The sequence below is a fragment of the Streptomyces sp. NBC_00727 genome (genome assembly GCF_045161745.1).
Taxonomy (GTDB): domain Bacteria; phylum Actinomycetota; class Actinomycetes; order Streptomycetales; family Streptomycetaceae; genus Streptomyces.
In genome coordinates this window covers 3,012,775-3,031,476 of the sequence record NZ_CP108981.1, presented here as the reverse complement: position 1 = coordinate 3,031,476, position 18,702 = coordinate 3,012,775, and the positions used below count along the sequence as shown (strand labels likewise).

Sequence of the window (18,702 nt, the reverse complement as noted above, 5' to 3'; positions counted from 1 at the left end):
GAAGGGCGCTTCTCACTGGTTGCTCGCGACGAATCATGGACAGATCGTCGGGGAGTCGCTAGGGTCGTACGAAGCCGAGGCGTGATGCCTTCGGGGGCCTGAGTGCCTGCCGGTGGCGGCATGGGTGCGCCGTCGCGTGCGCCTGAATCGGACGGGCGCACACGACGGCGGTTTACCAGGCTGTGCCCCGGGCTGTGTGTCTGAGCAGTGACAGGACTCCAAGGCGTACGTCAGCGAGGCTAACACGCCCGCAGGCGGTCCGAAAGGCGGCGGCAGTGACCGGAAACGAGGCGCAGGGCGTCATCGAGGCGATTTCGCAGCAGCGCTTTCAGCCGTACCTCGACGACTGCAGGGGCGATCGGGTTGCCGCGCTGCGCCTCTACGCCTGGGACGGGGAGATCGCACGGGCGTTCCACGGTCCCCTGCGTGACCTCGAAGTGAGTTTACGTAACCGGCTGCACAGGCAACTCGTGGGCCGGTACGGAAGGGATGACTGGTGGCGTGCGCCCCGGGTACGGCTGAGTCGCGTCAGCGAGAACCAGGTTCTGGACGCCGAGGAGAGCCTGCGACGCAAGCGCGGTAACCGATTCGGGTCGGACGACATGGTGGCGAAGCTGATGTTCGGCTTCTGGGTGGGGCTCCTTGGCACTGCCAGCAACTACGAGTTTCAGTTCTGGCAGCCGGCACTGCGGCACTGTTTCCGTGGCTACGTGGGGCGACGTGGTCCGTTGCAGAGCGAGTTCGAGTCGGTCCGCTTGTTTCGTAACCGCATCGCGCACCACGAGCGGATCTGTCACCGCAGCCTGGAGGACGACTTCCGGACCGTCGTCGGACTGATTCGCTACCTCTCTCCGGAGACGGCGGCCCGGCATGAGAAGTACAGCCAGGTGCCTGAAGTGCTCGCCCGGCGAGCGCGGGTCGTGTGCGGAGACGAGGAGATGCGGTTGTGAGCGAGGGGCAGCACGGAGAGCGGGTGACGCTCGGGGAGATCAAGCAGCTGGCGGGTGTGGGCCGCCCCACCGTCAGTAACTGGCGTCGGCGGTTCGCCCAGGATGTGCTGGAGGCAGCGAACGACAAGCGTCCTGCGTTTCCGGGACCCGTCGCCGGTACCGAGGGCAAGCCACTCTTCGATGCTGAAGAGATCGCGCGTTGGCTTGATCGGCGACCGCTCCCTGACACCGACACCGAGAGGGACGGGGTTCCTCTCACCTACGGGGAGCGGTTCCGCCAGGAACTGAAGGTGAGGCGTCTGGTCGCGCTCCGGCACGAGACCCGCTCGGCGGACCGTCTCATCGCGCAGGTGCTCGCTGTTCTGGCCATGGACGCCGAGGGTGAGGCATGGGTGCCCGAGTATCTGCCCCCGACTCTTCTGCCGGACCGGGCTGCCGCCACCGCCCTTGTCCGGGACGTGGCCAGAGACCTCGCCGAGGTGCGCGGTGGCCAGGGAGCGGCTGCGGACGAGGTTCTCAACCTGGCGGGACGACTCGAGTCGGACCTGGCCATGGATGCCACCCCGCAACCTGTTGTGGACCTGGTGTCTCATCTCGTTGGGTCGCTCGGCGGTGGTACGGACGAGCAGGCCTCCGTGATCAACCTCTGTGCGGGTACGGGGGAGTTGCTCCTCGGACTCAGGGACCTGGACGGTCATGGCGACTTGGTGGCGGTCGAGGCCGACGCCTTTCGCCGCACACTGTTGATCTCCCGGTTGCTGTGCCACTGGATGGGACACGTGGATGTCTTCGCCTCCCCCTCCGACCTTGACGCCCCGCAGGAGAGGGGCCGGCCCGGGATCGGCGCCCCGTACAGGCTCTCGCACGCGGACGTCGTCGTCGCCGACCCCCCGTACGCCTCGGGCGAACGAGACCGTGACGAGGACGGCCCGCTCGGCTGGGCACTCGAAGCCGTACGCCGGCTGAACCCCCAGGGGCGCGGCTACGTCGTGGTGCCGTCGTGGACCCTGACCCGCCCCCGTACCGGCGAGTCGACGCCGACGGTACGGATGCGGGAGGAACTGTTCGAACGCGATGCCCTGGCGGCGGTCATTCAACTGCCCCGCCGTATCCATCCCTTCCGGACCGGTGCGGAGCACGCCCTGCTCGTCCTGCGCCGGGACGCTTCGCCCGAGGACAGGGGGCGGGTGCTTCTGGTCGACGCCGACAGGATCGCCAGGCGCGTGGGTGCCGACTGGACGCGTCATGTCGCCGAGATCATGAGGACCCGCACTTCGCCGGTCGCGGAGGAAGCCCGGTATGGCGCTGTGCAGGCGGGTGCCGGTGCCGAGTCGCTCGCCGACGGCCGCTCAGTCCTGCCCGCGCACCGGCTGGCCTCGCCGGAGCAGGGGCTCGACCACCTCGCCGCCACTCGGGAGGCGCGGCAGAACGCCTTCGATGTGTTGCCGGAGCTGAAGGAGTGGCTCGGCGGACTCGGAGTGCGCAAGCGTTCCGATGCGGTGCGGCATATCAAGGTCGGCGACCAGCTGAAGGCGGGTTCGCTGAAGCTGCTGACCGGTTACCGAATTCGGGAGAGCGATATCGGCGACGCCGGCGTACCAGTGGTCGGGCGGGAGGAGATGCTGGGCGCCCTTCCGATCGGTGGCCGACGCATCCTCCCCGAGCACTTGGCCGCTTACTCGAAGGCGACGGTCACCGACCGGGGTGATGTTCTCCTGCTGACTGAGCACGGGGTTCGCACGCGGGTGGACGATGCGGGGGGCTGCGTGCTGTTGGCGCCGGTGCAAGGGCTGCGGATCGCGGCGTACCGCGCGCATCTGAACGAGCGGGCGAAGAGCGGGACGCAGCCCTCCGAAAGTTTGTGGATGCGGCCCCAGGCGCTCGCTCACCTTTTGGCTGCTCCCCGGAACCAGCGACGCGGCAGCGGGTCCCTTGTGCGGCGGGTGAGCGTACAGGACACGGACCTGCCGCAGTTGCCCAGGGACGAGATCGCCGACCTGGAAGCGATCCTGGCCGAAGCCGAGCGCCACCGGGCTGAGGTACGGCGGCAGTTGGCCGCGCTGGACACCCTGGCCGAGCGGCTGGCGGCGGGCGTCGCGGACGGTGACCTGCGCCTGCGTAAGCGGTCCGATCCGGGCCCGCGGGCCTGACGGCCCTTTGTGAACGACGAGAGAAACGAGTGCCCTGTGCCACCCCGTAAGAAGCAGGCCGAACCCGCCGACATGAAGCAGATCCTGTGGCAGGCCGCGGACAAGCTGCGCGGCAGTCTGGATGCCGCCGCCTACAAGCACTTCGTGCTGGGCCTCGTCTTCCTCAAGTACGTCTCCGCCGCGATGAGCGAGAAGCGTGCACAGCTGGAGGCCGAGCTGCGGGAGGAGGGCGGCTGGAGCGAGGAGGACATCCTCGTCACGCTGGAGGAGCGGCGCGAGTACACGGGCGCGGGCATCTTCTACGTACCCCCGACCGCCCGTTGGGAGGCAGTTCTCGAGCGGGCCGGCGCGACCGTGGAAGGGCAGACGGTAGGCGAGGCGATCGACGCGGCGATGCTGGCGATCGAGGCGCAGAACCCGGCGCTGAAGAAGACCCTGCCGAAGATCTACGCCGCCGGCCGGGTCGATGATGAGCGCCTCGTCGGGCTGATCAGGCTGTTGGACCGGCTCGCCTTCCAGGAGCAGTTGGGCGACGACGGCCGCCGTAAGGGCGCGCGGGACATCATGGGGGAGGTGTACGAGTACTTCCTGGCCGAGTTCGCGCTGAAGGAGGGCCGCAAGGGCGGCGAGTACTTCACCCCAGAAAGCGTGGTGCAGCTCCTGGTGGAGGTGCTGGAGCCGAAGCCGGGGGAGCGGGTGTACGACCCGGCCTGCGGGTCGGGCGGCATGTTCGTGCAGGCGGAGAAGTTCATCGAGTCGCACGGCGGGAATCCGCTGAACGTCGCGGTTTACGGCCAGGAGCTCAACCAGACGACCTGGCAGCTGGCTCATATGAACTTGGCCATCCATGGTGTGGAAGCGAATTTGGGCGACGAACCGGCCGACACCTTCCGCAACGACCAGCATCCGGAGCTCAAGGCGGATGTGGTGATGGCCAACCCGCCGTTCAACATCTCCGACTGGGGCGGGGAGATGCTCGGTATGGACAAGCGGTGGGTGTACGGGGCTCCGCCCGTCGGCAACGCGAACTACGCGTGGCTCCAGCACATGATCAGCAAGCTCGCGCCGAGCGGCCGGGCGGGTGTCGTTCTCGCGAACGGCTCGATGAGCAGTAAGCAGTCCGGTGAGGGCGACATCCGCCGGGGCATGGTCGAGGACGACCTGGTGATGTGCATGGTGGCGTTGCCCGGACAGTTGTTCCGGTCGACGCAGATCCCGGCGTGCCTATGGTTCCTGGCGGAGGGGAAGGGGCGGCACTCGGGGTGGGTGCGAGGGCGTAGGCGCGAGGTTCTGTTCATCGACGCGCGCGAGTTCGGCGTGATGAAGAACCGGACGCTGCGGGAGCTGACGCCGGAGGAGATCGTCGGACGCATCGGTGACACGGTGCGGGCTTGGCGGGGGGCGGAGGGGGCGGGCGCGTATGAGGACGTGCCTGGGTTCTGCGCGAGCGTGGGCGTGGACGCGGTCGCGGAGCACGACTTCGTACTGACGCCGGGGCGGTACGTGGGGACGGCGGAGGTTGACGTCGACCCGGACGCGGAGCCGGTGGAGGAGAAGATCGCGCGGCTCACGGCGTTGCTGCGGGAGCAGTTCGCGGAGTCGGAGCGGTTGGCGAAGGTTGTGGATGAGCAGTTGGGGAGGGTGAAGTGAGTTTCCCTGAGGCACGCCTGAGTGATCTGTTGTCCTATCCGCTGCGCAGTGGGGTGACCGTGGCCAAGGACCGTCGAGGTTCCGGCATCCCTATGGTCAACATGGGCGAGCTTTTCAGGTATCCGCGACTAGGTGCCGTGCCTATGTCGCTAGTTGAGGTGGATTACAGCGACTTCGACAGGTACCTGCTTCGAAGGGGGGACCTTCTATTTGCTCGACGTTCCCTGACGCTGGAAGGTGCCGGAAAGTGTTGCCTTGTTATTGAGGCGGATTCTCCGACAACGTGGGAGAGCTCGATTATTCGCGCACGGTTTGACCGTGCGAAAGTTGATCCGGAGTTCCTCTACTATTATTTTCTTTCGCCTCAAGGGCGCTTGCGGATCGAGTCGATCGTTGAGCAGGTCGCTGCAGCTGGAATCCGCGTGAGTGACCTGGCGAACCTCATGGTCGCTTGTCCTCCGATCGACGTGCAGCAGGCTGTCGCCGAGGTCCTTAGTGCCTTGGACCGTAAGATCTTCGCGAATGCGCAGGCCGTCGCGACCATGGAGAAGCTCTTGCATGCCCGCTTCGCCGCGTACGGCTTCGACCGTGACGTGCGGAATTCTGAGGATGCGATTCGCGTCGACGAGGTGATCGAGTTTAATCCCAAGGTGCCGAGGCCTCAGGTGGAGGAGGCCGTCTACGTGGACATGGCTGCTCTTCCGACGGTGGATTCAGCCAGGGTGCGGCGATGGACCACGAGACCTCCGGGCGGAGGGGCGCGGTTCACAAATGGTGACACCGTCATGGCTCGCATTACTCCATGTCTGGAGAACGGCAAAACGGCTTTCGTGGATTTTATGGAGCCAGGAGAAGTCGGGATCGGCTCCACAGAGTTCATCGTCATGCGGGCTCGCCGAGGGCTCCCTGTACATTTTCCGTACATGATCGCGCGCAGTCCTCGTTTCCGTGCTCACGCAATCATGAGCATGAGCGGCTCGTCCGGAAGGCAGCGCTGCCAGGTGGATCGCCTGGTGAGCTACCTCATGCCCCGCCCGCGAACGCAGGACCTGGCGGACCTGGAAAACCATTGTGGATCCGCATTCGCCCTTGCCAGGCGGTTCGATGCAGAGTCGCGCACCCTTGCGACCCTCCGCGACACCCTCCTTCCCCAACTCATCACCGGCAAGATCCGCGTCAAGGACGCCACCCGCGTCGTAGAGGAGGCCGTGTGAGGAGCGCCCACCCTATCGGCGAGCCCCCCACCGACCGCCTCACCGAGAAGGAACTGGAGCTGCACGCCCTCGGCGTTCTCGGCGAGATCGGGTGGCAGCACGTGTCCGGGGCCGAGCTAGGGCCCGCGTACCGCGTACGGAAGGGGTGGGGGGACCTCGTCCTGTACCCCAACCTCCGCAAGGCGATCCGGCGGCGCTACCCGCAGCTGCCCGAGAGCGTGGCCGACGACGCCATACCGGCGCTCCTCGCCCAGCTCACGCAGCACGACCTCCGCGAGAACCACCGCTTCTACGAGAGGCTCACCGGCGGAATCTCCGTCCCGTACGACGACCCCGCCACGGGCGACAAGCGTCATGCGGTCATCCGGCCGGTCGACTTCGGCGATCCCCACGCCAATGACCTGATCGCGGCGAGCCAGGTCCGCATCACGAGCGTCAAGGACCGGACGTTCATATTCGACATCGTTCTGTACGTGAACGGCCTGCCGCTCGCGGTCATGGAGCTGAAGAAGGCCGACAGCAAGGACAGTGCCCGTACCGCCTACAACCAGCTGCAGCGGTACCGGAGTGAGTTGAAGCAGACCGGTACGTTCGCCACGTTCCTCGTCATGCTCGCTTCCGACGGGATCACCGCCCGCGTGGGTACGCCCTGCACGCCCTGGCAGCACATGGCCCCCTGGCACGCCGACGACCAGGACCGCATGCTGCGCAAGTACCAGCGCGAGGACGGGCGGGCGCTGGAGCGCATGCTGTACGGGGCGTTCGAGCCGGCCCGGCTCCTGGACCTGATCGGCAACTTCCTCTCGTACTCCGCCGAGAAGTCCGGCGACGTCAACACGGTCAAGCTCGCCAAGGCCCACCAGTACATCGCCGTGAACGCTGCCGTCCGGGCCACCGAGGCGGCCCTCGCGACCGACGGCCGGGCGGGTGTCGTCTGGCACACGCAGGGCGCGGGGAAGAGCGAGGAGATGCTCTTCTACGTGGGGAAGGCCGCCTCGACACCCGAGCTGTCGAGTCCGACCTTCCTCATGCTGACGGACCGGATCGACCTCGACGACCAGCTGTACCGGACGTTCGCCGCCAGTGACACCCTGCGCAAGCGGACGAAGCAGAAGAAGCCGGAGACCGCCGACGATGCCGGGACGCTGCGTGAGCTGCTCAACAGCCCGAAGAGCAACGGCGGGGTCATCTTCGCGACGCTCCAGAAGTTCCGGCTGACCGAGGCCGAGCGCAAGGCCGGTGTCCGGCATCCGCAGATCTCGCCGCGCCGTGACGTGATCGTCGTCGTCGACGAGGCACACCGCAGCCACTACGACTTCATCGACGGCTACGCCCGCAACCTGCGCGACGCTCTCCCGAACGCCACGTTCATCGCCTTCACCGGCACCCCCATCAACAACAGCACGGGCAGCACACAAGGTGTCTTTGGCGGGAACATCCACACGTACGACCTCACGCAGGCCGTCGACGACGGGGCGACCGTGCCCGTCTTCTACGAACCGCACCTCGTCAAGGTCGACATGATCAAGGACGCCGACCTCGACGACCTGAATGCCCGCGCCGAGGGGCTGATCGAAGGGCTAAGCGACGACGAGAAACGTGCCGCACGCCAGCAGTTCGGGCGGTACGAGGCGTTGATCGGCTCGTCGGCACGCATCGAGGAGCTGGCCGGACACCTGCTGGAGCACTGGGACGCCCGCAGCACGGAGATGAAGAAGCTCACGGACTACCGGGGCAAGGGCATGGTCGTCTGTGCGTCCCGAGCCATTGCTGCGCGCCTGTTCGAGGCAGTGATCCGGCGCAGGCCGGACTGGAAGGGGGAACGCGACCCGAAGACGGGGCTGCTGACCGACTCCACCGGACGCATTCGTGTCGCCTTCACCAGTAACCCGGCTACGGACACCGAAGAGGTCAGTGACTACGTCCGCACGCCCACCCAGCTGAAGAAGATCCAGGAACGGGTCACCGACCCCGAGGATGAACTGGAGCTGGTGATCGTCCAGTCCCTGTGGCTGACCGGCTTCGATGCACCGCCCCTGCACACGCTCTACCTGGACAAACGCATGCGCGGGGCCGCGCTCATGCAGGCCATCGCCCGTGTCAACCGCACTTGGCCCGGCAAGCCCTCCGGGCTGGTCGTCGACTTCCAGGGTGTCATACGGGAAATCAAGGAAGCCCTCGCCGAGTACTCCGAGCAGGACCAGGCGGACCCCATGCTGGGTGCCGATCTCGCGGGAGCGGTCCAGATTGTTCGGGAGAGCCACCAGCAGATCGTGGACCTCCTGCATGGGTGCCAGTGGAGGAAGGCGCTCGCAGTCGGCGGTGCTCGCTCCTACCGCGAGGGCCTTGTCGAAGTGCTGGAGTTCTTGATCGCCCCGGAGCCAGGGCTGGGGCCCGAACAGGCCACGCGCAAACAGCGGTTCATGTATCACTCAGGCCAGCTTCGACAGGCGTTCTCGCTCTGCCCGACCGATCAGCGCGTGCAGGATCTGCTGCCCGACATCCGGTTCTTCGAGTCCGTGCGGAAGTCGCGGGAGAAGTACACGGCGGACGAGCGACAGGAGCAGAGCGCAGCCACCGCGGCGGACTTGGAACTGCTCATCGCCCAGCTTCATGCCTCGGTCATCGCCGCCGACGGTGTCGTGGACATCTACGACGCGGCCGGTCTGAGCAAACCGGACCTGTCACATCTGGACGAGTCCCTCCTGAAGAAGCTTCAGGCGTCGAAGCATCCCAACCTGGCGATCGAGGCCCTCCGGCGGGCCTTGCTCAAGGAGATCCGGGACGCCCACCCCCGTAACCTGACCCGGCAGGAGAGCTTCACGAGCCGGGTGCAGGCGGCGATGAACCGGTACACGAACGGGCTCCTGACAGCCGCCGAGTTCATGAAGTTCCTCATCAAGCTGGCGCAAGAGGTGTCCGCCGACAGGGGGCGGGCCAAGGACCTCGGGCTGACCGAGGACGAGTTGGCCTTCTACGACGCGCTGGCAGCCGATCCCTCGGCGGTCGAGCAGATGGAGGACTCGGTCCTCGCGCGGATCGCGCATGAGCTCTACGAGCAGATCCGCAAGGACGTCACCGTCGACTGGAAGCTCAAGGAGCAGGCCAGGGACCGGATCATGGCCCGCGTGCTCCGGCTCCTGCGGAAGTACGGATATCCGCCGGGCAAGCAGCCTGCAGCGATCAAGCGGGTGCTGAAGCAGGCGGAGGACCTGGCCGAGGCGATGGCCTGAGCTGGACGACTGTCGCTGATGGAGGTGCCGGCGGAGGCGGCAGCGCCCCGGTCGGGCGCCTGCCCCCGGCGCGGGTCGCCTCCCGGAGCCCGGGTCTCGGGGCCCAGGTCTCGGGTCTCGGGACGCGAGCTTCGGAACGGCCCTGTTCCCCCTTTCGTGTGTACGGGGAGGGCGCTCCGCCCGAGTCTTGGGACCCGGGTGCCGGGCGTCGGGATTCGGGCTGCGAGATCCGAGCGATGTCGTACAACCGGTAGGTAAAAGAAGGGGTTGGGGAAAACCTCCCCACCCTCCCTACCCCGCCACGGCGAACAAGTGTGACTATTCGTGACCGACTTGCGACGCGGCGTCGCGACTGCTTACGGTGCCGCCAGACGAAGCGACCCCGACGCGGTGTGCCAACACCGGCCGGGGTCTCACCTCAAGATCGCCCAAGCGAAAGTTCCGATCCTGTGGCTACCCAAAACCTTAGCCCCGCCCTGCCGTCCCCGGCCCGTTCGGCCCCGTATCCGAAGGCCAGTCCCGGCTACGGCAAGCGGGCCGTCCCGGACCAGTGCCCGCCCCGGGCCGACGACTTCGCGCTTCTTCCGGTGCGGGAGCGGTACATCGCCGGGTACGTCGACACGCTCCCCGACGGTGCGGCGATGGGCATCAAGTCCCTGGCCAAGTGCCAGCCCCTGTACGGGCAGATGGCCGTCGGCAGTGCGCTGCGGGCCCTGGCCGTGGCGGGTCATCTGCGCCAGGTCCGGTGCGCGGTCGGTGACGGCGAGTCCATCCGCTGGGTCACCCGCACCTTCTGGTCGCGAACGGCCCGCGACAACGAGTGGTGGACCACCTTCCTCGCCACCGAGGAGACCCACTGCGCCCCACAGCCGCCCGTGGCGCCAGTGGGCCCACCGCCGCCCTGGGTTCCGGCCGAACCCGCCGCCACGGACGCCCCGCCGCCCGCCCCGGTCCTGCCGCAACAGCGCACCCGGGAGCCGCAGGGCCCCTCGCCCGCGTACCTCGCACTGGCGGAACTGGGCCGCACCGATCCCCGCCTGGTCCTGTCCGCCGCCGACTGCGCGGCGCTGGAACAGCTGGCCGCCCAGTGGTTCGCACGCGGTGCGGACGCGAACCACCTCACCCACGCCCTCACTGCCGGTCTCCCCGAAGCCGTCGACTCACCCGTCGGCTTCGTCCGCCGCCGCCTCGTCGACAAGCTCCCGCCGCAGCTCCCCGCCCCCGCCCCGCAGGCCGCTCCCGCCCGCCACCTGATGATCGAGTGCGCCGACTGCCGCACACCCGGTCCGCCCGAGGTATTCCGCGACGGCCTCTGCGGCCCCTGCCTCCGCAGCGCCCATGCACCCGCCGCCGACCCGGCACCCGAGGAGGACTCCGGCGCCGGGTGCGACGTCCAGGGCCACGTGCGACGGATCCGCGAGCAACTGAGGGCCCGCTGAACCCGCCCGCCAGGGAGTCAGGGCATCCCTCTGAGTCTTCGAGTGTTCCAGCACGCCATCGGGGCCGACTCTGAGCTGAGCGGCCCCGATGACATCCGTACGCGCTACTGGATTCACAGCATCGCGCCAGGTGCTGCTGCCAGTGCCCGGGCCGGGAGGCACCGAATGAGGAACACGCCCTGTCCTCCCTTTTGCTGACCATCTCGCTGAGGGCGGCCAGAACGGCGATGTCCACCGCCTCTTCAGGGACCTGCCAGCCGGTCAGGATCAAGCAGGCCATCGAGCGGGACCTCACCGAGGACACCGAGCCTGCGGTGACCGATCAGGTGCCCACCCCCGCGGAGCCCGAACGACCGTCCACCTCTGGACCCATGTGGTAGGCCCCAGCGGGGAGATGGACGGCCAGGTCGGTGTCGTCCGCGATGCGCTCGATCTTGATCGGCCGGGACGCGGCGATTATGGAGAGTCTGACGGGCATCCGCCGTGCGGGCGCGCAGCTGGTTCTGACATACCGGGCGACGGAGGTCGCGCAACGGCTGTGGGGCCGAGCGGGCCGGCCTACGGCCAGTCCACCAGCGCCATGAAGAACACCCACGCCAGGAAGACGGTGGCGGGTGCGGCCACTGCGAGGAATTTTGCCGCCGCCGGCCTGCGCCGGGTGAGCACCCAGCTCGCGAGCAGTACGACCAGGGCCAGCCCCACGCCGCAGCAGAGCACCGTCCAGGCCGGGTAGAAGCTGGCGCTGTAACTGCGGTTCTCCGCCTCCGAGCACGCGTCGCAGACCATCTGGGAGATCACGCTGAACGCGAGGGCGAGGAACCCGAGCACGGGTGTGATGAGCGTGGAGATCGCCGGGGGGATCCAGACCTTGCGGGGGCGGTCGTCCGGGACGGCTGGATGCGACATGCGTGCGATTCCACCAGACGCGGAGTCCCGGCACATGAGTCGTCGCACCTAGGGCGATTCGTTTAATCACTGCATGCGGGTAGCTGCGATGTCAGGGTCACGGTCTACGGTGCGGCCATGTCGTTTGTCCTGCCCGATGGTCTGCCTCCCGGCCGGTTCCTGTCTTCCGGTCCTACGCACGTGTGGGTCTCTGACGCATTTCCTCAAGACATCGATCAGCTGTGGTCTCGTCTGCTGAGCGAGCAGAAGGCCCGCGGCCTTGTTCCGCTCCTGTGCCGGCCCGATGCCTTGGGAAGGCCGCTCGGCCTGGACCACGTTGATGCCGTTCGCCTGGAGGAGGTGCTGGCCACGGACTTCGCCGAGTACCGGCGCAGAAGGCTGCCCTTCTGGATGGACCCGACACCGGCCCCGGCGGCGCCTGAGGGAGTCGAACCATGGCCACACGACCCCGGGCCGCCCTTCGAGCAGTGGCCGGGCCTGGCACCGCAGATGCCGACTGCGTCCGCAGACCCGAGGCCCGAGGAAGCGGCGGCGAGCCTGCTGTCTTGGTTCATCGAGACGGGGCAGTTCGGGCTGGACGAGTGCCGACTCGTGCTTGTCCCTGCCCATCACAGCGGCGATGCTCTGGCGTCGATCGGCTGGTCCGCGGAGGCACCGCTGCCTCTGCTGTGTGCACTCCTGCGGAGCTGGGAAGACCGCTTCGGCGCCCGGGTCGTGGCGGTGTTCGGCAGCGAGCTGCACGTATCGGTCGCGAGGCCGCCCACCGAAGCAGAGCACGCGAACCTGCTCGCTTTGGAACACGTGCTCTCGACCGCTGACAACGTCGTCGACGACCCGCCCACACCGTTTCCCGAGTACGCGATGGACCTCATAGGACGCACTTCCTGGTCGTTCTGGTGGGACTAGGCATGACGGCGGTGCTGCTCGCCGCGCACCCGGCAGCCAACAGGCGGGGGCCTGGCCGAGACGATGGCCTGGGTGTGGGCGGCTCAGGAGCCGAGGTGCGTGGCGAAGGCCGTCCAGGTGGTGGGGGTGAGGGTGAGCGTGGGGCCCTCGGGGTTCTTGGAGTCGCGGACGTGGACGGCGGCGGGGTGGGCGGCGACCTCTACGCACGCGCCGCCCTGCTCGCTGCTGTAGCTCGACTTCTGCCAGTTGTAGGCGACTTCGAGGCACTCCCCACCGTCGCTGCCGCTGTAGCTGGACTTGAACCACTTAAGTGCGGTGCTCATAATTCTCCTAGAAGCCTGTCCAGCAGGGCCCTCGTTTCCTCGGTGTTGAGAGCCTGCGTTCGCAGCATCGCATACCTCTGCGCGAGGATGCTGATCTCATCCGGATCGGAGATGAGCTGGCTGCCCCGTTGGCTTTCCGTGTAGGCGATGCGTTGGTAGTCAGGCGTCTCCAGCAGGATGAACGGTCCATCGAGACCTGCGTGATGCGTCCGAGCCAATGGCATGACCTGGAGTGAGATGCCTGGCATTCCGGCGTAGGCCCGCAGGTGGTGGAGTGTTTCGCGGTACGTCTCCTCGCCGCCGAGGCGGTCTCGGACGACGGCCTCGGAGATGACGAAGCTGGTGGTGGGCGGCACATCGCGGCGCAGGATTTCCTGGCGCTCCAGACGCTTGGCCACATGCGCGTCGATCTCGTCCCGGCTGAACGTGGGGACTCGGCTGTCGAACACGGCTCGTGCGTAGCGCTCGGTCTGGAGTAGGCCCGGCAGCACTTGATTGGCGAAGAAGCAGAGGGCGAGCGCCTCCCGCTCCAAGTCCATGTACTCCTCCGCCCAAGCCGGGATCAGGTCCACCTCCGGCAGGTTCTCCACCGCCGTCGCCAGTGCCCCCTTCGTGTCCAGGAGGCTGTCCATGCGGCGGGCCAGCGGTAGTTGGAGTGCTCGTCTGCCTTGCTCGATGGAGGCGATGGTCTCCGGCTGGGTGCACGTCTCTTCCGCCAGCTGGCGCTGGGTCAGCTCTGCCGCGACGCGGAACCGGGCGACCAGCGCTCCGACGAGTTTCATTGCCGACGCGTTCTTGCGCTGCCGCTTCCTGGGTTGCATACGGTCCTCACTTCCCGCCCGCGTTCGTACTTCACGCGCGCCCGACCCGTACAGGAAAGGTGTACGGGTCTGCGCACTGCGACAGCCTAGTCACCGAGTGTGACGCTCGTCTCATGAACGAGACGATGCAACTCCCACAGCTGCGCGAGCGGTTCTTCCGGCGGGAGCGCCGGTCGGTCCGGGCGGCCCGGGAGTTCGTACGGGAGGCGCTGGCCGACTGGGAGGTCGGTGAGGCGCGGGCGGACGACGTGGTGGTGTGCGTGAGCGAGTTGGCGACCAACGCGCTGGTGCACGGGGTGCCGCCGGGGCGTGGGTACCGGCTGATGCTGTGGCTGCGGGACGAGGGTCAGGTCCGGGTCGAGGTGCACGACAGCGGGGACGGCGAGCCCGGGGTGCGGGAGCCCGACGGGGAGTCGGGGCGGGGCCTGGTGATCGTCGACGCGCTGGCGGACCGGTGGGGGGTGGGGGAGCGGGTGCCCGGGAAGGTCGTGTGGTGTGAGTTCGGTGTTCAGGCGGTCACGGCCAGGCGAGGACGGTCATGAACGCCGCCCAGGTGAGGGCCACGACGAAGGGGGCGGCCACCGCGAGGGCGATCGCGGCCGGTGGCCTGCGTCTGGTGTGTGCCCAGCTCGCGACCACGGTGATCAGGGCCAGGAGCAGCCCGCAGCAGGACACCGCGAAGGCCGGGCCGAAAGTGGCTTCCATGCGCTTGTCGTCCGCTTCCGAGCAGGAGTCGCAGGCCATCGGCGCGAGCATGCTGTACAGCAGGGCCACGTAGACGAGCGGCAGCGTCACGATCGTGGAGAGGAGCGAGGCGATCCACGCGTGCCGGGGGCGGTTGTTCGCGACGACGGGGTGCGGCATGCGTGCGATTCCACCAGTCGGGGTGCCCCGGCACATGAGTCGTTGTACCTAGGCCCTCGACTGTCGTACCCGGCTCCTACGATCGGGCGCATGAAAGCTTCCGGAACGTTCACCGTCAACTCCTTCGTCCCGTCCGAGCTGAAGCCCGAGCCCGAGGTGGTCACCGCGCTGCCCGTCGGGGTGGCGACCATCGTGAAGACTTTCGAGGGGGAGGTGGCGGGGCGGTCGACGACCTTGTTCACCGCTGCCTTCGACCAGGAGTCGGGGGTCGGGACGTACGTCGCCATGGAGTCCTTCGAGGGGGCGCTCGCCGGGCACGAGGGCACGTTCAACTTCGTGCACTCGGCCGCGACGACCGGCAGCGACCGGGCCAACGAGTTCTTCTCGGTCGTGCCGGGGAGCGGGACCGCCGCCCTCGCCGGGATCAGCGGGGGCGGCGGACTCGCCGTCGACGAGGACGGCACGCATCGGGTCTGGTTCGACTTCGAGCTGAGTGGTCAGTAGGTGAGCGCGTCGGCCATCTCGCTCTGCCAGTAGGTGACGAAGCCGTTGTCGTCCCAGTAGGTCCCGGCGGGCAGCGTCAGCTCGGTCGACGCGGAGTTGATGGGTCCGTCGTTGCGGTCGGCGAAGGTGACGCCGAGGTGCTTGCTCGGGTACGGCTTCTGGCCGTTCGGCTCGCCCGTCAGGCCGATCGCGGCGTACGCGGACTGGCCCGGGTCCAGCGTCACGACCGCCTGCGGCTGGCTGTCCTCAAGCACCCGGAACACCGCCTGCGCGCCGTCGAAGCGGAGCATCGGCGCGTGGTACGCGTAGCAGGGGCGGTCACCCTTGTTGGTGACCGTGAGCAGCAGGTGGTTGACCGGGCGGCTCACCTTGGTGACGGTGACCTTCGTGTTCGCGCCGGTGCAGGTGACCGGGGTCTTCGGCTTGGCCTTGGGGGCCGCCGGGGCCTTCGTCTTCGGGGCTGCGGCCGGGGCCTTCGGCTTGGTGTCGGCGGCCGGTTCGGTGTCCGTCGGCGACGTCGAGTCCTTCTCGGGTGCGGTCGAGGTCTCCGGCGTCGGCGAGCCGGCGGTGTCCTGGACGGCCGCCGCCGGCTTCTTCGCGTCGGTGCCGTCCTCCCCGCCGCACGCCGTGAGCGACAGTGCGGCGAGCAGGGTGGTGGCCGCCAGGACGGTGGTGCGGATGCGGTTGCTGCGCATGGTGGTACTCCCCGTGAGTGTGCTGGGTCAGTGGTCGGTGTGCTGTGGTTCGTGTGCTGCGGTCAGTTGTGGCAGATCAGGAGCAGGACGATCGCGGTGGTCACGATCACCACCCCGATGGCCAGCGCATCGGTGAGCCCGATGCGGATGAGGGTTCGCACTGCGTCGTTCCCCTGGTCGCTGTGGTGTGGTCCGAGCTTGTGGCACGGCGGATTCCGGCCGCAACGCCCGCCGCACCATTGGGGATGCTGGAATGGCTGCGCGTACTGTGACCTGGGCAGATCGCACGTCCCTGGAACGGTGATCCGGGACGGACCAGAGGGGGAACGCCGCAGTGACGACGCCGGAGGCCGAGGAATTCGCGGCCCTGCTGAAGAAACTGAAGGGCCGTTCGGGGCGCAGTTACGGGGTGCTGGCCGGGCGCCTGCACGTCAGTACGTCGACGCTCCACCGGTACTGCAACGGGGACGCGGTCCCGGGTGAGTTCGCGCCCGTGGAACGGTTCGCCCGCCTCTGCGGGGCGACGGGCGACGAGTTGGTGGAGGTCCACCGCCGCTGGATCCTGGCCGATGCGGCGCGGGGGCGGGGGAAGGCGGAGGTCGTGGAGCCGGAGGTAGCGGAGCCGGAGGCTCCGGTTCCGGCGCAGCCCGTGGAGCCCGAGCCCGAACCCGAACCCGTACGCGCGGAGCCGGCTCCGGAGCCCGAGCCCGTACGCGTCGCCCCCGCGCCCCCCACCCGCCGGCGCCGGGTCTCCGGGCGTACGCGGGTGCTGCTCGCCGCCGCCGCGGTCGTCGCGCTCACCGTGCCCACCGCCGTGGTCATCGGCCAGATGAGGGAGACCGGGTCCGACGCGGCCGTCGGCCTGACGGACAGGCGGAGCACCGCGGAGGGGAAGGGCGCCGACGCCGTGTCCGCGTCGCCGCAGAGCCCGTCGCCGTCGGTCAGCGCCTCGAAGAGCCCGAGCCCCTCCGCGAGCGCGGGGTCCGCCAGTCCCTCCGTACGGTCGTCCCCGTCCCCCTCGCACACCACCGGCGGCCCGAAGGGCGGTACCGGGGGGCCGCCCACGGTGACCATCAGCTCGTACAACTGGGAGGAGCCGTGCGGGCAGTTCTACCTGCTCGCCCAGGACCCGAAGACCGTGCCGCCCCCGCCGCCGCCCAACAGCACCCGGGGCTGGGCGCGGGCGCTCGGCGGGGTGGACGGCGGCGGCATGAGGCTGGAGCTGACCGTGCAGGGGGCCTCCCAGCAGGCGGTCGTCCTGAACAGCCTCCGGGTCAAGGTGCTGAGCCAGCGGGCCCCCGTGCAGCAGCCCGCGTTCTCGATGGGCGAGGGGTGCGGCAGCGGCATCGAGCCCCAGTCCTTCGACGTGGACCTGGACGACAGCCGCCCCTCGCTCACCCCGGTCGCCGGGAAGCAGGGCGACGAGGTCGTGCCGGCCAAGGACTTCCCGTTCCGGGTGTCCTCCAGCGATGTGGAGGTCTTCGACCTGGACGCGCACGTGGAGGGCCACGACGTCAGCTGGTACCTGGAGCTGGAGTGGAGCAGCGGCGGCCGCACCGGCACCCTGCGCGTCGACGAGGGCGGCAAGCCGTTCCGTACGAGCAGCATCGCGGGGCGGCCTGAGTACTACTACCGCTACGACACGTCGGTGTGGGAGAAGCGCTGAGCGGTACGCGGCCCCCGGGGGACCGCGTACCGCTCAGGTGGGTCAGGCGCGCTTGCGGCGGCGCGCCACGACGACCAGGGCCGCACCGGCGGCGACGACGGCGGCGCCCCCGACGGTGATCGGGATCATGTTGCTGCTGCCGGTCGTGGCCAGGTCGCCCTCGGGCTGCGAGGGGCTGGCGGACGGGGCCGGGGCGCCCGGAGTCGCCGAGCCCGACGGGGTGCCGGACGGCGTCGCGGTGCCGGACGGGGTGGCCGGGGGCGACGGGGTGGTGGTCGCCGGGGGCGTGGTCGACGGCGTGCCGCTCGGGGTCGTACCGGGCGTCGTCGGGGTGCTGGTGCCGGGGACCTCGGGGAGGCAGCCGGTGAACGGGAAGTGGTGCGTCTCCGCGCCGCCCGAGCCGTGCAGCGAGGCGACCCAGACCGAGCCGTTGACCGGGGCGGCCGTGCCCAGCTCCAGGTGGGCGTGGGGCGCGAGCACGCTGCCGGGCCAGGCGGCCTGGCTGTTCTTGACGATCTTGTCGGCGTCCGGGAAGTTCCACAGCAGCTTGGCGCGGACCGCGCCGTCGTCCGCGCTCTGCAGCTTGTCGTCCAGGACGAAGTCCTGACCGCCCGACAGGAAGAAGCCCGTCGTGCCGGCGGCCGCCATGTCGTACGACTGGCCCGTGACGTTGACGATCGTCGTCGCGCCGGCCGGGACCTTGACGAAGACCTCCTTCGCCTTCTCCAGCTTCGACGCCTCCACGGAGAACACGTTGCGGCCGCTGTCCGTGCCGGTCAGCGTCAGCCGGTTGCCGTCGAGGCTCACCGAGGCGCCGGACGTGGCCGGTTCCTTGGCCAGTGCGTCCGAGTAGGAGCGCAGCTTGGCGAACTCGCCGTCGAAGTCGATGAGGTCGGCCTTCTTGCCGAAGGTGCCCTTGTGCATTTCGAGGGCCCGGTCCTTGACCGTGCCGCCGACGACGGCGTTGCCCTTCATCACGACGGTGGCCGAACCGCCGTTGACCAGGTCGCCGCGCACGACGAGCGACGCCCGCCCGGGCAGTGCGTCGACCTGGGCGGCCGTCAGCTCGTTGCCGACGCTGAACCCGCCGCTGAAGTCGGCGTTGCCGCCGACCGCCACGGCGCCTTCGGCGTCGGGGGAGTGGACGTCGTCCCCGAGAACGAACTCGCCGTACTTCCCGGCGATCCCGAAGGCGTCCGTGGTGCAGTCCGCGGTGGCGGGGGCGGCCTGGGCGGCCGGAGCGACGGTGAGCCCGAGAACGAGGGCACCGCCGAGCGCCGCGAGAGCGGCGGAGGTCGGTATGCGCATAGTGCGTGGTTCTCCTGCAGAGCAGTTATGAAGGTTCTGTGGGCGACTTGGGCCATGATTCTCATACTTACGG

General features: G+C 68.7%; 17 protein-coding genes and 1 pseudogene. 11 read left to right on the top strand and 7 right to left on the bottom strand.

Annotated features, from left to right (window positions below; translation table 11 throughout):
- The first annotated feature begins 275 nt into the window (after positions 1–275).
- The 6 genes from OG242_RS13565 to OG242_RS13540 all read left to right on the top strand — a co-directional run bounded on the left by OG242_RS13565 (position 276) and on the right by OG242_RS13540 (position 10,636).
- Complete coding sequence (locus tag OG242_RS13565) at positions 276–950, top strand: hypothetical protein (RefSeq protein WP_405898419.1); 675 nt, start codon at positions 276–278, stop codon at positions 948–950.
- Positions 947–3,100: an N-6 DNA methylase gene (locus OG242_RS13560; protein WP_405898418.1), complete on the top strand. Its 2,154-nt coding sequence runs from the start codon at positions 947–949 to the stop codon at positions 3,098–3,100. Before OG242_RS13565 ends, OG242_RS13560 begins: the two co-directional genes overlap by 4 nt.
- 36 nt (positions 3,101–3,136) lie before the next feature.
- Positions 3,137–4,750, top strand: coding sequence for a type I restriction-modification system subunit M (locus OG242_RS13555; protein ID WP_405898417.1), 1,614 nt, complete (start codon positions 3,137–3,139; stop codon positions 4,748–4,750).
- Positions 4,747–5,964 carry a restriction endonuclease subunit S gene (locus tag OG242_RS13550; protein WP_405898416.1) on the top strand — a complete coding sequence of 406 codons (1,218 nt, stop codon included), beginning with the start codon at positions 4,747–4,749 and terminating at the stop codon, positions 5,962–5,964. Before OG242_RS13555 ends, OG242_RS13550 begins: the two co-directional genes overlap by 4 nt.
- Positions 5,961–9,197 carry a type I restriction endonuclease subunit R gene (locus tag OG242_RS13545; RefSeq protein ID WP_405898415.1) on the top strand — a complete coding sequence of 1,079 codons (3,237 nt, stop codon included), beginning with the start codon at positions 5,961–5,963 and terminating at the stop codon, positions 9,195–9,197. The genes OG242_RS13550 and OG242_RS13545 overlap by 4 nt, the downstream gene beginning before the upstream one ends.
- 449 nt (positions 9,198–9,646) lie before the next feature.
- Positions 9,647–10,636 (top strand): MarR family transcriptional regulator, encoded by a 990-nt coding sequence (locus tag OG242_RS13540; RefSeq protein WP_405898414.1) that lies wholly within the window; start codon positions 9,647–9,649, stop codon positions 10,634–10,636.
- A 322-nt stretch (positions 10,637–10,958) separates the two neighbouring features.
- On the opposite strand, the gene OG242_RS13535 is transcribed toward OG242_RS13540, so the two are convergent.
- Positions 10,959–11,114: a hypothetical protein gene (locus tag OG242_RS13535; RefSeq protein ID WP_405901784.1), complete on the bottom strand. Its 156-nt coding sequence runs from the start codon at positions 11,112–11,114 to the stop codon at positions 10,959–10,961.
- Between OG242_RS13535 and OG242_RS13530 the strand changes: the two are divergent.
- Positions 11,074–11,220 (top strand): annotated as a pseudogene (locus OG242_RS13530) (hypothetical protein); the annotation flags it as partial. The gene OG242_RS13535 and the pseudogene OG242_RS13530 overlap by 41 nt on opposite strands.
- Here the strand turns inward: OG242_RS13530 and OG242_RS13525 are convergent.
- The gene (locus OG242_RS13525) at positions 11,195–11,542 is read right to left on the bottom strand and encodes a hypothetical protein (protein WP_405898413.1); all 348 of its coding nucleotides are present in this window, start codon (positions 11,540–11,542) and stop codon (positions 11,195–11,197) included. The pseudogene OG242_RS13530 and the gene OG242_RS13525 overlap by 26 nt on opposite strands.
- 117 nt (positions 11,543–11,659) lie before the next feature.
- Here OG242_RS13525 and OG242_RS13520 point away from each other — a divergent pair, with 117 nt between their 5' ends.
- Positions 11,660–12,448 (top strand): DUF4253 domain-containing protein, encoded by a 789-nt coding sequence (locus tag OG242_RS13520; protein WP_405898412.1) that lies wholly within the window; start codon positions 11,660–11,662, stop codon positions 12,446–12,448.
- A gap of 83 nt (positions 12,449–12,531) precedes the next feature.
- Here the strand turns inward: OG242_RS13520 and OG242_RS13515 are convergent, their stop codons facing one another.
- On the bottom strand, positions 12,532–12,771 hold the full coding sequence (locus tag OG242_RS13515; RefSeq protein WP_405898411.1) for a DUF397 domain-containing protein: 240 nt from the start codon (positions 12,769–12,771) through the stop codon (positions 12,532–12,534).
- A complete protein-coding gene (locus OG242_RS13510; protein WP_405898410.1) occupies positions 12,768–13,592 on the bottom strand; it encodes a Scr1 family TA system antitoxin-like transcriptional regulator in 825 nt (274 codons plus the stop codon). The genes OG242_RS13515 and OG242_RS13510 overlap by 4 nt, the downstream gene beginning before the upstream one ends.
- Positions 13,593–13,705: 113 nt before the next feature.
- Here OG242_RS13510 and OG242_RS13505 point away from each other — a divergent pair, with 113 nt between their 5' ends.
- Positions 13,706–14,134, top strand: coding sequence for an ATP-binding protein (locus tag OG242_RS13505; RefSeq protein WP_405898409.1), 429 nt, complete (start codon positions 13,706–13,708; stop codon positions 14,132–14,134).
- Here OG242_RS13505 and OG242_RS13500 read toward each other — a convergent pair.
- Complete coding sequence (locus tag OG242_RS13500; RefSeq protein ID WP_405898408.1) at positions 14,109–14,456, bottom strand: hypothetical protein; 348 nt, start codon at positions 14,454–14,456, stop codon at positions 14,109–14,111. The two genes, OG242_RS13505 and OG242_RS13500, sit on opposite strands and share 26 nt — an antisense overlap.
- A gap of 90 nt (positions 14,457–14,546) precedes the next feature.
- Here OG242_RS13500 and OG242_RS13495 point away from each other — a divergent pair, with 90 nt between their 5' ends.
- A complete protein-coding gene (locus OG242_RS13495; RefSeq protein ID WP_405898407.1) occupies positions 14,547–14,960 on the top strand; it encodes a DUF3224 domain-containing protein in 414 nt (137 codons plus the stop codon).
- On the opposite strand, the gene OG242_RS13490 is transcribed toward OG242_RS13495, so the two are convergent.
- Entirely contained in the window at positions 14,954–15,655 is a 702-nt protein-coding gene (locus OG242_RS13490; protein ID WP_405898406.1) for a DUF4232 domain-containing protein, read from the bottom strand. The two genes, OG242_RS13495 and OG242_RS13490, sit on opposite strands and share 7 nt — an antisense overlap.
- A gap of 334 nt (positions 15,656–15,989) precedes the next feature.
- Here OG242_RS13490 and OG242_RS13485 point away from each other — a divergent pair, with 334 nt between their 5' ends.
- A complete protein-coding gene (locus OG242_RS13485; protein ID WP_405898405.1) occupies positions 15,990–17,321 on the top strand; it encodes a helix-turn-helix domain-containing protein in 1,332 nt (443 codons plus the stop codon).
- Between the two features lie 42 nt (positions 17,322–17,363).
- Here the strand turns inward: OG242_RS13485 and OG242_RS13480 are convergent, their stop codons facing one another.
- On the bottom strand, positions 17,364–18,629 hold the full coding sequence (locus OG242_RS13480) for a choice-of-anchor A family protein (protein ID WP_405898404.1): 1,266 nt from the start codon (positions 18,627–18,629) through the stop codon (positions 17,364–17,366).
- Positions 18,630–18,702 lie beyond the last annotated feature (73 nt).